A 14,360-nucleotide genomic window follows, 5' to 3' on the forward strand; every position below is an offset into this window, starting at 1 on the left:
GGAACACAAGCAAGAATGGCTAAGGTATTCGCGATAGCGAACCAGAAGGGTGGTGTGGGCAAAACCACCACCTGCATCAACCTCGCAGCATCCCTGGTCGCGACCAAGCGCCGGGTGCTGTTGATCGATCTCGATCCACAGGGCAACGCCACCATGGGTAGCGGTGTGGATAAACATGGTCTGGAAAACTCGGTCTACGATCTGCTGATCGGTGAATGCGACCTGGGTCAGGCCATGCACTTCTCCGAGCACGGCGGTTATCAATTGCTGCCGGCCAACCGCGATCTGACCGCGGCCGAAGTGGTGCTGCTGGAAATGCAGATGAAGGAAAGCCGTCTGCGCAGCGCGCTGGCGCCGATCCGTGACAACTACGATTACATTTTGATCGACTGCCCACCGTCGCTGTCGATGCTCACACTCAACGCACTGGTCGCCGCTGACGGGGTGATTATCCCCATGCAGTGCGAATACTTTGCGCTGGAAGGTTTGAGCGACCTTGTGGATAACATCAAGCGCATCGCCGAGCTGCTCAACCCGAACCTGAAAGTCGAAGGCTTGCTGCGGACCATGTACGACCCGCGCCTGAGCCTGATGAACGATGTTTCGGCGCAGCTCAAGGAACACTTCGGCGATCAGCTGTACGACACGGTGATCCCGCGCAACATTCGCTTGGCCGAAGCACCGAGCTACGGCATGCCGGCGCTGGCTTACGACAAGCAATCGCGTGGTGCCCTGGCCTATCTGGCTCTGGCAGGCGAGATGGTTCGTCGTCAGCGCAAAAATTCACGCATTGCTGCTGCTCAGCCAACTTAAGGAATCCCCATGGCCGTCAAGAAACGAGGTCTCGGACGTGGACTCGATGCACTGCTGAGTGGTCCGACGGTCAGCGCGCTGGAAGAACAAGCCGCGCAGGCCGACACCCGCGAACTGCAACACCTGCCGCTGGACCTGCTGCAGCGCGGCAAATATCAGCCGCGCCGCGACATGGACCCGCAGGCCCTGGAAGAGCTGGCGCAGTCGATCAAGGCCCAAGGCGTGATGCAGCCGATCGTGGTGCGCCCGATTGGCGGCGGTCGCTTCGAGATCATTGCCGGTGAACGCCGCTGGCGCGCCAGTCAGCAGGCCGGGCAGGAAACCATCCCGGCGATGGTCCGCGATGTGCCGGATGAAACCGCCATTGCGATCGCGCTGATCGAGAACATCCAGCGCGAAGATCTCAATCCGATCGAAGAAGCCGTCGCCTTGCAGCGCTTGCAGCAGGAATTCCAGCTGACTCAGCAGCAGGTTGCCGAGGCTGTGGGTAAGTCGCGGGTGACTGTGGCTAACCTGTTGCGACTTATTGCACTGCCTGAAGTGATCAAGACAATGCTGTCGCACGGTGACCTGGAAATGGGTCACGCGCGTGCCCTGCTCGGTCTGCCGGACAATCAGCAGGTCGAAGGGGCGCGACATGTTGTCGCACGAGGACTGACTGTGCGCCAAACCGAGGCACTGGTTCGCCAGTGGTTGAGTGGCAAACCGGAGCCTGTGGAAGCTGCAAAACCTGACCCGGACATCGCTCGCCTCGAGCAGCGTTTGGCCGAGCGCCTAGGCTCTGCGGTGCAGATTCGCCATGGCAAGAAGGGCAAAGGCCAATTGGTGATTGGTTATAACTCGCTCGACGAGCTTCAAGGTGTGCTCGCACACATCCGCTGAAACATTTCCTCATGTAGCGCGCAGTCGGAAATCACTACCTGACAGTTGAATAGGGGCAGAACCGCCCCTATACTCTGCGCGCATTTTGTCGGCACAAATTATGCCAAGTTATTGAATTTCGGCAGCCGACCATTGGAGAGCAACTGTGATGGAAACCCGCACGCCAAACCGCTTGCCTTTCCATCGCCTAGCGGTTTTTCCGGTGTTGATGGCTCAATTTGTCATTCTGCTCATTGCCGCTTTGGCGCTCTGGCAATGGCATGGAGTCGTTGCCGGATACTCGGGACTTTGCGGAGGCCTGATAGCCTTGCTGCCCAATGTTTATTTCGCTCACAGGGCATTCCGGTTTTCCGGCGCCCGAGCAGCCCAGTCCATCGTCCGGTCTTTTTATGCCGGCGAGGCAGGCAAACTTATTTTGACGGCAGTGCTGTTTGCACTGGTGTTCGCAGGTGTGAAGCCACTGGCGCCGATCGCAGTATTCGGCGTGTTCGTGCTGACGCAGTCGGTCAGCTGGTTCGCTCCCCTGCTGATGAGAACAAGACTTTCGAGACCTTAGGGCGTTTGAGGCAACCATGGCAGAGACAACCGCTTCGGGCTATATCCAGCACCACTTGCAGAACCTGACTTTCGGTCAGCTACCCAACGGCGGCTGGGGCTTTGCCCACACCGCAGCAGAAGCCAAGGAAATGGGCTTCTGGGCTTTCCACGTCGATACCCTCGGCTGGTCGGTCGCGCTGGGTCTGATCTTCGTTCTTCTTTTCCGCATGGCGGCAAAGAAAGCGACTTCGGGTCAGCCGGGTGCCTTGCAGAACTTCGTTGAAGTATTGGTCGAATTCGTCGATGGCAGCGTGAAAGACAGCTTCCATGGCCGTAGCCCGGTGATTGCACCGCTGGCACTGACCATCTTCGTCTGGGTGTTCCTGATGAACGCCGTCGACCTGGTACCGGTCGACTGGATTCCTCAGCTGGCCATCCTGATCTCCGGCGATGCCCACATCCCGTTCCGCGCCGTGTCGACTACCGACCCGAACGCGACTCTGGGCATGGCGTTCTCGGTGTTCGCACTGATCATTTTCTACAGCATCAAGGTCAAGGGCATCGGCGGCTTCATCGGCGAACTGACCCTGCACCCGTTCGGCAGCAAGAACATCTTCGTTCAGGCCCTGCTGATCCCGGTGAACTTCCTGCTGGAATTCGTCACCCTGATCGCCAAGCCGATCTCTCTGGCTCTGCGTCTGTTCGGCAACATGTATGCCGGCGAGCTGGTGTTCATTCTGATCGCTGTGATGTTCGGCAGCGGCCTGCTCTGGCTCAGCGGCCTGGGCGTAGTTCTGCAGTGGGCGTGGGCTGTATTCCACATCCTGATCATCACCCTGCAGGCGTTCATCTTCATGATGCTGACCATCGTCTACCTGTCGATGGCGCACGAAGAAAACCATTAAGACCAGTCTCGACTAGTCTGATGTTCCTCCCGGTCAAACGGGAGGGAGCTCCTTGCGGGGCAGCTGAAACGATTTGTTTTACCGCTTTAATCTAAAAAACCTAAACCATACGACGTAAAAGTCGGGAGGAAAGATGGAAACTGTAGTTGGTCTAACCGCTATCGCTGTTGCACTGTTGATCGGCCTGGGCGCACTGGGTACCGCAATTGGTTTCGGCCTGCTGGGCGGCAAGTTCCTGGAAGGCGCAGCGCGTCAGCCAGAAATGGTTCCAATGCTGCAAGTGAAAATGTTCATCGTTGCCGGTCTGCTCGACGCCGTAACCATGATCGGTGTTGGTATCGCTCTGTTCTTCACCTTTGCGAACCCGTTCGTTGGTCAGATCGCTGGCTGATTACTCGGATCTTCCGGGTAATTTGGTGTGATGGACAACGTAACTGCGAGGTGTTGGCGTGAACATTAATGCGACCCTGATTGGCCAGTCCGTTGCGTTCCTGATTTTTGTACTGTTCTGCATGAAGTATGTATGGCCTCCGGTCATCGCTGCTCTGCACGAACGTCAAAAGAAGATCGCTGATGGTCTGGACGCTGCCAGCCGTGCAGCTCGCGACCTGGAGTTGGCCCAAGAGAAAGCGGGTCAGCAACTGCGCGAAGCGAAAGCTCAGGCAGCTGAAATCATCGAGCAAGCCAAGAAACGCGGTAACCAGATCGTCGAAGAGGCTGTTGAAAAAGCCCGTATCGACGCTGACCGTGTGAAGGTTCAGGCTCAAGCCGAGATCGAACAGGAACTGAACAGCGTCAAAGACAAGCTGCGTGCCCAAGTGGGCTTGCTGGCTGTTGGCGGCGCCGAGAAGATCCTGGGTGCCACAATCGATCAAAACGCGCACGCAGAGCTGGTTAACCAACTGGCTGCTGAAATCTAAGCGAGGGCGATCATGGCAGAACTGACCACGTTGGCCCGACCTTACGCTAAGGCGGCCTTCGAGCACGCTCAGGCCCACCAGCAACTGGCCAATTGGTCAGCCATGCTCGGCCTGGCAGCAGCGGTGTCGCAAGACGACACCCTGCAGCGCGTGCTCAAGGCCCCGCGACTGACGAGCGCAGAAAAGGCCGCCACGTTCATTGACGTGTGCGGCGACAAGTTTGATGAAAAGGCACGCAATTTCATCAACGTCGTTGCCGAGAATGACCGTCTCCTGCTTCTGCCGGAGATCGCCGCTCTGTTCGACCTGTACAAGGCCGAACAAGAGAAATCGGTAGACGTTGAAGTAACCAGTGCATTTGCATTGAACCAAGAACAGCAAGACAAACTCGCCAAGGTTCTCAGTGCACGACTCAACCGGGAAGTGCGCCTGCAAGTTGCGGAGGACGCTGCCTTGATTGGTGGTGTCGTGATCCGCGCCGGCGACCTGGTTATCGATGGCTCGATTCGCGGCAAAATCGCGAAACTTGCCGAAGCATTGAAATCTTGAGTTTGAAGGGGCAGCAGAGCAATGCAGCAACTCAATCCTTCCGAAATAAGTGAAATTATCAAGGGCCGCATCGACAAGCTCGATGTGACCTCCCAAGCCCGTAACGAAGGCACTGTCGTCAGCGTATCTGACGGCATCGTGCGGATTCACGGTCTGGCCGACGTCATGTACGGCGAGATGATCGAGTTTCCGGGCGGCGTCTACGGTATGGCCCTCAACCTGGAGCAGGACTCCGTAGGTGCCGTGGTATTGGGCTCCTACCAGTCGCTGGCTGAAGGCATGAGCGCCAAGTGCACCGGCCGCATCCTCGAAGTTCCTGTTGGTAAGGAATTGCTGGGCCGCGTAGTCGATGCTCTGGGTAACCCTGTTGACGGCAAAGGTCCACTGGGCAACACCGAGACCGACGCGGTCGAGAAAGTTGCTCCAGGCGTGATCTGGCGTAAGTCGGTAGACCAGCCTGTACAGACTGGCTACAAGGCTGTCGATGCCATGATCCCTGTCGGCCGTGGCCAGCGTGAGCTGATCATCGGTGACCGTCAGATCGGTAAAACCGCTCTGGCGATCGACGCGATCATCAACCAGAAAGACAGCGGCATTTTCTGCGTCTACGTAGCCATCGGTCAGAAGCAATCGACCATCGCCAACGTGGTTCGCAAGCTGGAAGAAAACGGCGCCCTGGCCAACACGATCATCGTGGCTGCCAGTGCTTCGGAATCTCCTGCGCTGCAATTCCTGGCACCGTACTCCGGTTGCACCATGGGTGAATTCTTCCGCGACCGCGGTGAAGACGCGCTGATCGTTTATGACGATCTGTCCAAGCAGGCAGTGGCTTACCGCCAGATTTCCCTGCTGCTGCGCCGTCCACCAGGCCGTGAAGCTTACCCAGGCGACGTGTTCTACCTCCACTCCCGTCTGCTGGAGCGCGCATCCCGCGTTTCGGAAGAATACGTAGAGAAGTTCACCAACGGCGCAGTGACCGGCAAAACCGGTTCCCTGACCGCACTGCCGATCATCGAAACCCAGGCTGGCGACGTTTCCGCGTTCGTTCCGACCAACGTGATTTCCATCACCGACGGTCAGATCTTCCTGGAATCGTCCATGTTCAACTCGGGCATCCGCCCTGCAGTGAACGCCGGTGTTTCGGTATCCCGTGTGGGTGGTGCCGCTCAGACCAAGATCATCAAGAAGCTCTCCGGTGGTATCCGTACCGCTCTGGCTCAGTACCGTGAACTGGCGGCATTCGCCCAGTTCGCTTCTGACCTGGACGAAGCGACCCGCAAGCAACTTGAGCATGGTCAGCGCGTTACCGAGCTGATGAAGCAGAAGCAATACGCACCAATGTCGATCGCTGACATGGCGCTGTCGCTGTATGCCGCTGAGCGTGGGTTCCTGACTGACATTGAAATCGCCAAGGTCGGCAGCTTCGAACAAGCGCTGATTGCTTTCTTCAACCGCGATCACGCCGATTTGATGGCCAAGATCAACGTTAAAGGTGACTTCAATGACGAAATCGACGCTGGCATGAAAGCCGGTATCGAGAAGTTCAAGGCCACCCAAACCTGGTAAGCCGCAGCGGGAGCCGCGAGGCTCCCGCTTGCTAACCTGATAGGTGTTACATGGCAGGCGCAAAAGAGATTCGCAGTAAGATTGCGAGCATCAAAAGCACGCAAAAGATTACCAGCGCCATGGAAAAAGTGGCGGTCAGCAAAATGCGCAAGGCACAAATGCGCATGGCTGCTAGCCGTCCTTATGCGGAGCGTATCCGCCAGGTAATTGGGCATCTGGCCAACGCCAACCCGGAATACCGCCACCCGTTCATGATCGACCGCGAAATCAAGCGCGTCGGTTATGTCGTCGTGAGCAGTGACCGTGGTCTGTGCGGCGGCTTGAACACCAACCTGTTCAAGGCCCTGGTCAAGGACATGGCGGTAAACCGCGAAAACGGCGTCGAGATTGATCTGTGTGTAGTCGGTAGCAAGGGTGCGGCCTTTTTCCGCAACTTCGGCGGTAACGTCGTTGCAGCTATCAGCCACCTGGGTGAAGAGCCGTCGATCAATGACCTGATCGGCAGCGTCAAGGTGATGCTGGATGCCTACCTGGACGGCCGTATCGACCGCCTGTCCGTGGTGTCCAACAAGTTCATCAACACCATGACGCAACAGCCTACCGTGGAGCAGTTGATTCCACTGGTGGCAACCCCGGATCAGGATCTCAAGCACCACTGGGACTATCTCTACGAACCGGACGCCAAAGAGCTGCTTGACGGCTTGATGGTCCGTTACGTCGAGTCGCAGGTCTACCAGGCGGTGGTCGAGAACAACGCGGCTGAACAGGCTGCGCGGATGATCGCGATGAAGAACGCTACCGACAACGCCGGTGATTTGATCAGCGATTTGCAGCTGATCTACAACAAGGCGCGTCAGGCTGCGATCACCCAAGAGATCTCGGAAATCGTCGGCGGCGCTGCCGCGGTTTAACGGTTCAAATATTCAGAGGATCCAGCTATGAGTAGCGGACGTATCGTTCAAATCATCGGCGCCGTTATCGACGTGGAATTTCCACGCGACAGCGTACCGAGCATCTACAACGCGCTGACTGTACAAAGCGCGGCCGCAACCACTCTGGAAGTTCAGCAGCAGCTGGGCGACGGCGTGGTGCGTACCATTGCGATGGGTTCCACCGAGGGCTTGAAGCGCGGTCTGGAAGTCACCGACTCTGGCGCAGCCATCTCCGTACCGGTCGGTAAAGCGACCCTGGGCCGGATCATGGACGTCCTCGGTAACCCGATCGACGAAGCTGGCCCGATCGACACCGAAGAGCGCTGGGGCATTCACCGCGCAGCACCTTCGTTCGCCGAGCAAGCAGGCGGCAACGACCTGCTGGAAACCGGCATCAAGGTTATCGACCTGGTCTGCCCGTTCGCCAAGGGCGGTAAAGTCGGTCTGTTCGGTGGTGCCGGTGTAGGCAAAACCGTAAACATGATGGAACTGATCCGTAACATCGCCATCGAGCACAGCGGTTATTCCGTGTTCGCCGGTGTGGGTGAGCGTACTCGTGAGGGTAACGACTTCTACCACGAGATGAAGGACTCCAACGTTCTGGACAAAGTGGCACTGGTTTACGGTCAGATGAACGAGCCGCCGGGAAACCGTCTGCGCGTAGCACTGACCGGCCTGACCATGGCCGAGAAGTTCCGTGACGAAGGTAACGACGTTCTGCTGTTCGTCGACAACATCTATCGTTACACCCTGGCCGGTACTGAAGTATCCGCACTGCTGGGCCGTATGCCTTCGGCAGTAGGTTACCAGCCGACCCTTGCTGAAGAGATGGGCGTTCTGCAAGAACGTATCACTTCGACCAAGGAAGGTTCGATCACCTCGATCCAAGCGGTATACGTACCTGCGGACGACTTGACCGACCCGTCGCCAGCGACCACCTTCGCCCACCTGGACGCCACCGTCGTTCTGTCCCGTGACATCGCTTCCCTGGGTATCTACCCAGCGGTAGATCCACTGGATTCGACTTCGCGCCAGCTGGACCCGAACGTGATCGGTCAGGACCACTACGACACCGCTCGCGGCGTTCAGTATGTTCTGCAGCGTTACAAAGAGCTGAAAGACATCATCGCGATCCTGGGTATGGACGAGCTGTCGGAAGCCGACAAACAGTTGGTTAACCGTGCTCGTAAGATCCAGCGCTTCTTGTCGCAGCCGTTCTTCGTGGCTGAAGTCTTCACCGGTGCTTCGGGTAAATACGTTTCCCTGAAAGACACCATTGCTGGCTTCAAAGGCATCCTCAACGGTGACTACGACCACCTGCCAGAACAAGCGTTCTACATGGTTGGCGGCATCGAAGAAGCGATCGAGAAAGCCAAGAAACTGTAATCCCGGCGCCCGGCAACGGGCGCTAATTTAGGTTGAGGCAATCAGATGGCTATGACAGTCCATTGCGATATCGTCAGCGCGGAAGGGGAAATCTTTTCCGGCCTGGTCGAGATGGTGATTGCGCACGGTGCACTGGGTGATCTTGGTATCGCTCTGGGTCACGCGCCGCTGATCACTAATCTCAAGCCGGGTCCGATCCGCCTGATCAAGCAAGGCGGGGAAGCCGAGGTGTTCTACATCTCCGGTGGTTTCCTCGAGGTTCAGCCGAACATGGTCAAGGTACTTGCCGATACCGTGCAACGTGCCGCCGACCTGGATGAAGCTCAGGCTCAGGCAGCTCTCAAGGCTGCCGAGAATGCCCTGAACGAAAAAGGCGCGGACTTCGATTACGGCGCCGCTGCCACTCGTCTGGCCGAGGCTGCAGCCCAGCTGCGCACCGTCCAGCAGATCCGCAAGAAGTTTGGCGGTTAATCCGTCATCCGCTTGTTGTGCGATTGATAAAAAAGGGTAGCCTCGGCTACCCTTTTTTCTTTTCCGAATTCCCACAAACCGGTCGCAGTTGCTGACCACCCAGGATTGGTAGCCAGTCATGTCTCTCGAAATCGTTATCCTCGCGGCCGGTCAAGGCACTCGCATGCGCTCGGCGCTGCCCAAAGTGCTGCACCCGATTGCCGGCAACTCCATGCTCGGCCATGTTATCCACAGCGCCCGGCAACTTGATCCACAGCGCATCCACGTAGTGATCGGGCACGGTGCCGATGTGGTGCGTGAGCGTCTGGCAGCTGATGACCTGAATTTCGTGTTGCAGGACAAGCAACTGGGCACTGGCCATGCCACCGCCCAGGCGGTGCCGTTCATTGATGCCGACACTGTGCTGATTCTTTACGGCGATGTGCCGCTGATTGAAGTCGAAACCCTGCAACGTCTGCTCAAGCATGTCGTGCCGGGCCAGATGGGTTTGCTCACTGTCGAGCTGGATGACCCGACCGGTTACGGCCGCATCGTGCGTGATGCTGACGGCAAGGTCGCGGCAATCGTCGAGCACAAAGACGCCAGCGAAGCGCAACGTGCGATCACCGAAGGCAACACCGGCATCCTCGCTGTGCCGGCCAATCGCCTGGCGGACTGGATGAGTCGCCTGTCGAACAATAACGCGCAGGGCGAGTACTACCTTACCGACGTGATCGAAATGGCGGTCAGCGATGGTCTGGTGGTTGCCACCGAACAGCCGCACGACCCGATGGAAGTGCAGGGCGCCAACGATCGCAAGCAGCTCTCTGAACTGGAGCGTCATTACCAGTTGCGCGCCGGCCGCCGCCTGATGGCTGAGGGCGTGACCCTGCGTGACCCGGCCCGCTTCGACGTACGCGGCGAAGTCAGCGTCGGTCGCGATGTGCTGATCGACATCAACGTGATCCTCGAAGGCAAGGTCATCATCCAAGACGACGTACAGATCGGCCCGAACTGCGTGATCAAGGACAGCACCCTGCGCAAAGGCGTGGTAATCAAGGCCAACAGTCATATAGAAGGCGCCATTCTCGGTGAAGGCAGTGACGCTGGTCCCTTCGCGCGTTTGCGCCCGGGCACTGTGCTCGAAGCGCACGCCCATGTGGGTAACTTCGTTGAGCTGAAAAATGCACACATGGGCGAAGGTGCCAAGGCTGGCCACCTGACCTATCTGGGCGATGCCGAAATCGGCGCACGAACCAACATCGGCGCCGGCACCATCACTTGCAACTACGATGGCGCGAACAAGTGGAAAACCGTGCTGGGTGCTGATGTGTTCATCGGTTCCAACAACTCGCTGGTCGCGCCTGTGGATATCTCCAACGGTGCGACGACTGCGGCCGGCTCGACCATCACGCAAAATGTGGATAACGCTCAGTTGGCGGTAGGCCGAGCCCGCCAGAAGAACATCGACGGCTGGAAGCGGCCGGAAAAAATCAAAAAATCCTGATTTATCCACAATCCTTTGTAGGAGCGAGCCTGCTCGCGAATGCGGTTTTCCGGTCACGTCTTCAGTGGCTGAGACTCCTTTCGCGAGCGGGCTCGCTCCCACAGTCATTTCAATCTTTCTGAATTTTTCTCCCCGCGTCTTGACGGCAACCTTTCGATAGAGTTTCATTGCTTGCGTTATCTTTCGAATCGAAACTTAAGCTGCCATGTCCAAGCGCAATACTCCTCAACGTCGCCATAACATCCTCGCCTTGCTCAATGAGCAGGGCGAAGTCAGTGTCGACGAGCTGGCCAAGCGTTTCGAAACTTCCGAAGTTACGATTCGCAAGGATCTCGCCGCGCTGGAAACCCATGGTCTGTTGCTGCGTCGTTACGGCGGGGCGATCACCATGCCGCAAGAGCTGGTCGCAGAAACGGCGCAGAGTATTTCCAAGTACAAGCAGGCGATCGCTCGCGCGGCTGTAAAACGCATCCGCGAGCACGCGCGCATCATCATCGACAGCGGCAGCACCACCGCCGCAATGATTCCCGAACTGGGCCAGCAACCGGGCCTGGTGGTGATGACTAACTCGCTGCATGTTGCCAACGCCTTGAGCGAACTGGAACACGAGCCGGTGCTGCTGATGACCGGTGGCACCTGGGATCCGCACTCGGAATCCTTTCAGGGCCAGGTCGCCGAGCAGGTACTACGCTCTTACGACTTCGACCAACTGTTCATCGGCGCCGACGGTATCGATCTGGTTCGCGGCACTACAACCTTTAACGAGTTGCTCGGCCTCAGCCGGGTCATGGCCGACGTTGCGCGAGAAGTCATCGTCATGGTCGAGGCCGACAAGATCGGTCGCAAGATTCCCAACCTGGAGCTGCCCTGGAGCAGCATCCATACCCTCATTACCGATGATCGCCTGTCTGTCGAGGCACGCGATCAGCTTCAGGCCCGCGGGATCACTTTGATCTGTGCGGCTGTCAGTCAGGAGAAATAACCATGTGTGGCATTGTCGGCGCTGTAGCTGAACGTAATATCACCGCCATCCTTCTCGAAGGCCTGAAGCGCCTCGAATACCGCGGCTATGACAGCGCCGGTGTGGCGGTTTATACCAATGACCAGACCCTGGAACGCATGCGCCGTCCGGGCAAGGTCAGTGAGCTGGAAACCGCCCTGACCGAACAGCCGCTGTCCGGTCGTCTCGGTATCGCCCACACCCGTTGGGCGACCCATGGCGCGCCGTGCGAGCGCAACGCTCACCCGCATTTTTCCGGTGACATCGCGGTGGTGCACAACGGCATCATCGAGAACCACGAAGCCCTGCGCGAACAACTCAAAGCCTTGGGTTACTCGTTCAGCTCGGACACCGACACCGAAGTCATCGCCCACCTGCTGACCCACAAGCTCAAGGAACAACCGGACCTGACTGCCGCGCTCAAAGCGACTGTCAAGGAGCTGCACGGTGCCTACGGTCTGGCGGTGATCAATGCGAGCCAACCGGATCGCCTGGTTGCCGCGCGCAGTGGCAGTCCATTGGTGATCGGCCTGGGTCTGGGCGAGAACTTCCTCGCTTCCGACCAACTCGCTCTGCGTCAGGTCACTGACCGCTTCATGTACCTGGAAGAAGGCGATATCGCTGAAATCCGTCGCGACAGCGTGCAGATCTGGGACGTGAACGGCAACGCTGTCGAGCGCCAGACCGTGCAGTACACCGACGGTGCCGAAGCCGCCGACAAGGGTGAGTTCCGCCACTACATGCTCAAGGAAATCCACGAGCAGCCGGCCGTGGTCCAGCGCACCCTCGAAGGTCGCCTGGGCAACAATCAAGTGCTGGTTGAGGCCTTCGGTCCACAAGCTGCCGAGCTGTTTGCCAAAGTGCGCAACGTGCAGATCGTTGCCTGCGGCACCAGTTATCACGCCGGCATGGTCGCGCGTTACTGGCTCGAAGAACTGGCCGGCATCCCGTGCCAGGTGGAAGTCGCCAGTGAATTCCGTTATCGCAAAGTGGTGGTGCAGCCGGACACGCTGTTCGTGACCATCTCGCAGTCCGGCGAAACCGCTGACACCCTCGCGGCCCTGCGCAATGCCAAAGAGCTGGGCTTCCTCGCCAGCCTGGCGATCTGCAACGTCGGCATCAGCTCGCTGGTGCGTGAATCCGACCTGACTCTTTTGACCCAGGCCGGCCGCGAAATCGGTGTGGCCTCGACCAAAGCCTTTACCACGCAACTGGTCGGCCTGTTGCTGCTGACTTTGTCGCTGGGTCAGGTGCGCGGCACTCTGGCCAATGGCGTCGAAGCCACGCTGGTCGAAGAACTGCGTCGCCTGCCGACTCGCCTCGGCGAAGCGCTGGCGATGGACAGCACCGTGGAAAAAATCGCCGAGCTGTTTGCCGAGAAAAACCACACCCTGTTCCTCGGCCGCGGCGCGCAATTCCCGGTAGCAATGGAAGGTGCCTTGAAGCTCAAGGAGATCTCCTACATCCATGCCGAAGCCTACCCGGCCGGCGAGCTCAAACACGGGCCGCTGGCACTTGTGGATAACGACATGCCAGTGGTGACCGTCGCGCCGAACAACGAACTGCTGGAGAAGCTCAAATCCAACCTGCAGGAAGTCCGCGCTCGCGGCGGCGAGTTGATCGTGTTCGCGGATGAGAAGGCTGCGATGACCAACGGCGAAGGCACCCACGTGGTGCAAATGCCGCACATCCACGACATTCTCTCGCCGATCCTTTATACGATTCCGCTGCAACTGCTGTCTTACTACGTGGCCGTGCTCAAGGGCACCGACGTTGATCAGCCGCGCAACCTGGCGAAATCGGTCACCGTGGAATAAGTTATCCACCGTTGATCTACGCTCCCACAATCGCAGCCTCGGCTGCGATTGTCGTATCCGCCGCCGAGGAACCCCATGGACCGCTTTCAGGAAATGCAGATCTTCGTTGTCGTCGCCCAGGAGCAAGGCTTTTCGGCGGCGTCGCGGCGTCTGGGTCTGTCGGCGGCGAGTGTCACCCGGGCGGTGGCGGCGCTGGAGCAGCATATCGGTACGCAGCTGCTGGTGCGTACCACGCGCACCGTGCATCTCACCGAAGCCGGGCAGCGTTATTTCGATGACTGCCGGCGGATTCTTGCCGAGGTGCAGGAGGCCGAGGATTCGGCGGCGGGCAGCCATGCCTTGCCGCGCGGGCAGTTGACGATTACTGCGCCGGTGCTGTTTGGCGATCTGTTCGTGACGCCAGTGATGGCCGATTACCTTTGTCGTTATCCGGATGTGTCGATCAACGCGCTGTTGCTGGACCGGGTCGTCAACATGGTCGAGGAGGGCATTGATGTCGCGGTACGCATCGGTGAGCTGCCGGACAGCAATCAGCATGCGATTCGCGTCGGGGAAGTGCGGCGGGTAATCTGTGCTTCGCCGGGGTTTCTGGCTGAACATGGCCGCCCGGAGCATCCGCAGGCCTTGGCCGGATTGCCGGTGGTGGCGACATCGGCGATCGGTCAGCAACGCAACTGGCCGTTTCTCGACGGCGGTGAAGCACTCAGTGTGCGCACCGAACCGCGCCTGACCGTCACGGCCAATCAGTCGGCGATCACTGCCGCGCGCAAAGGCCTGGGCCTGACGCGAGTGCTGTCGTATCAAGTGGCGGACAAAGTCGCGGCGGGGGAGCTGGAAATCGTCCTCGCCGAGTTTGAATTGCCACCGTTGCCGATCCATGTGGTGTATCAGGGCGGGCGCAAGGCACCGGCGCGGATCCGCAGTTTTGTCGACTTCGCCGTGAAGGCGCTGCGTGAGCATCCAGCCTTGAGTGCTGCGGCGTTATTGCACGAGATGAAATAATCGATTGCAGTGGCTGGTTATTCTGTTGTTCCGACAACCCATAGATGATGACTCCATCGACGCGCTCATCCCCGTAGCGACGTCACTTTCCAGC

15 protein-coding genes are annotated in these 14,360 nt (G+C 58.6%); all 15 read left to right on the forward strand.

Annotation, left to right across the window (positions count from 1 at the left end):
* Positions 1 to 15 precede the first annotated feature (15 nt).
* The 15 genes from J2Y39_RS15415 to J2Y39_RS15485 all read left to right on the forward strand — a co-directional run bounded on the left by J2Y39_RS15415 (position 16) and on the right by J2Y39_RS15485 (position 14,266).
* Positions 16 to 813 carry a ParA family protein gene (locus tag J2Y39_RS15415; protein WP_016772400.1) on the forward strand — a complete coding sequence of 266 codons (798 nt, stop codon included), beginning with the start codon at positions 16 to 18 and terminating at the stop codon, positions 811 to 813.
* A 9-nt stretch (positions 814 to 822) separates the two neighbouring features.
* Positions 823 to 1,695, forward strand: a complete 873-nt coding sequence (locus J2Y39_RS15420; protein WP_007960777.1) for a ParB/RepB/Spo0J family partition protein — start codon at positions 823 to 825, stop codon at positions 1,693 to 1,695.
* Positions 1,696 to 1,843: 148 nt separating this feature from the next.
* Positions 1,844 to 2,251 carry a F0F1 ATP synthase subunit I gene (locus J2Y39_RS15425; protein ID WP_016772401.1) on the forward strand — a complete coding sequence of 136 codons (408 nt, stop codon included), beginning with the start codon at positions 1,844 to 1,846 and terminating at the stop codon, positions 2,249 to 2,251.
* A gap of 16 nt (positions 2,252 to 2,267) precedes the next feature.
* A complete protein-coding gene (gene atpB, locus J2Y39_RS15430; RefSeq protein ID WP_016772402.1) occupies positions 2,268 to 3,137 on the forward strand; it encodes a F0F1 ATP synthase subunit A in 870 nt (289 codons plus the stop codon).
* Positions 3,138 to 3,270: 133 nt separating this feature from the next.
* On the forward strand, positions 3,271 to 3,528 hold the full coding sequence (gene atpE, locus J2Y39_RS15435) for a F0F1 ATP synthase subunit C (protein ID WP_003097235.1): 258 nt from the start codon (positions 3,271 to 3,273) through the stop codon (positions 3,526 to 3,528).
* A gap of 58 nt (positions 3,529 to 3,586) precedes the next feature.
* Positions 3,587 to 4,057: a F0F1 ATP synthase subunit B gene (locus J2Y39_RS15440; RefSeq protein ID WP_016772403.1), complete on the forward strand. Its 471-nt coding sequence runs from the start codon at positions 3,587 to 3,589 to the stop codon at positions 4,055 to 4,057.
* Between the two features lie 12 nt (positions 4,058 to 4,069).
* A complete protein-coding gene (locus tag J2Y39_RS15445) occupies positions 4,070 to 4,606 on the forward strand; it encodes a F0F1 ATP synthase subunit delta (protein ID WP_016772404.1) in 537 nt (178 codons plus the stop codon).
* 21 nt (positions 4,607 to 4,627) lie between these two features.
* Positions 4,628 to 6,172, forward strand: coding sequence for a F0F1 ATP synthase subunit alpha (atpA, locus tag J2Y39_RS15450; RefSeq protein WP_310218603.1), 1,545 nt, complete (start codon positions 4,628 to 4,630; stop codon positions 6,170 to 6,172).
* Positions 6,173 to 6,222: 50 nt separating this feature from the next.
* Positions 6,223 to 7,083, forward strand: coding sequence for a F0F1 ATP synthase subunit gamma (atpG, locus tag J2Y39_RS15455; protein ID WP_007911960.1), 861 nt, complete (start codon positions 6,223 to 6,225; stop codon positions 7,081 to 7,083).
* Positions 7,084 to 7,110: 27 nt separating this feature from the next.
* A complete protein-coding gene (gene atpD, locus J2Y39_RS15460) occupies positions 7,111 to 8,490 on the forward strand; it encodes a F0F1 ATP synthase subunit beta (protein WP_016772406.1) in 1,380 nt (459 codons plus the stop codon).
* Positions 8,491 to 8,535: 45 nt separating this feature from the next.
* Positions 8,536 to 8,961: a F0F1 ATP synthase subunit epsilon gene (locus tag J2Y39_RS15465; protein ID WP_016772407.1), complete on the forward strand. Its 426-nt coding sequence runs from the start codon at positions 8,536 to 8,538 to the stop codon at positions 8,959 to 8,961.
* Positions 8,962 to 9,079: 118 nt separating this feature from the next.
* Complete coding sequence (gene glmU / locus J2Y39_RS15470; protein WP_310218605.1) at positions 9,080 to 10,447, forward strand: bifunctional UDP-N-acetylglucosamine diphosphorylase/glucosamine-1-phosphate N-acetyltransferase GlmU; 1,368 nt, start codon at positions 9,080 to 9,082, stop codon at positions 10,445 to 10,447.
* A 205-nt stretch (positions 10,448 to 10,652) separates the two neighbouring features.
* A complete protein-coding gene (locus J2Y39_RS15475; RefSeq protein ID WP_016772409.1) occupies positions 10,653 to 11,429 on the forward strand; it encodes a DeoR/GlpR family DNA-binding transcription regulator in 777 nt (258 codons plus the stop codon).
* Positions 11,430 to 11,431: 2 nt separating this feature from the next.
* Positions 11,432 to 13,264 carry a glutamine--fructose-6-phosphate transaminase (isomerizing) gene (gene glmS / locus J2Y39_RS15480; protein WP_041476529.1) on the forward strand — a complete coding sequence of 611 codons (1,833 nt, stop codon included), beginning with the start codon at positions 11,432 to 11,434 and terminating at the stop codon, positions 13,262 to 13,264.
* Between the two features lie 75 nt (positions 13,265 to 13,339).
* A complete protein-coding gene (locus J2Y39_RS15485) occupies positions 13,340 to 14,266 on the forward strand; it encodes a LysR family transcriptional regulator (RefSeq protein WP_041476539.1) in 927 nt (308 codons plus the stop codon).
* Positions 14,267 to 14,360: the final 94 nt, after the last annotated feature.

The sequence above is a fragment of the Pseudomonas sp. 2957 genome (assembly GCF_031456345.1).
GTDB classification, from domain to species: Bacteria; Pseudomonadota; Gammaproteobacteria; order Pseudomonadales; family Pseudomonadaceae; genus Aquipseudomonas; species Aquipseudomonas siliginis.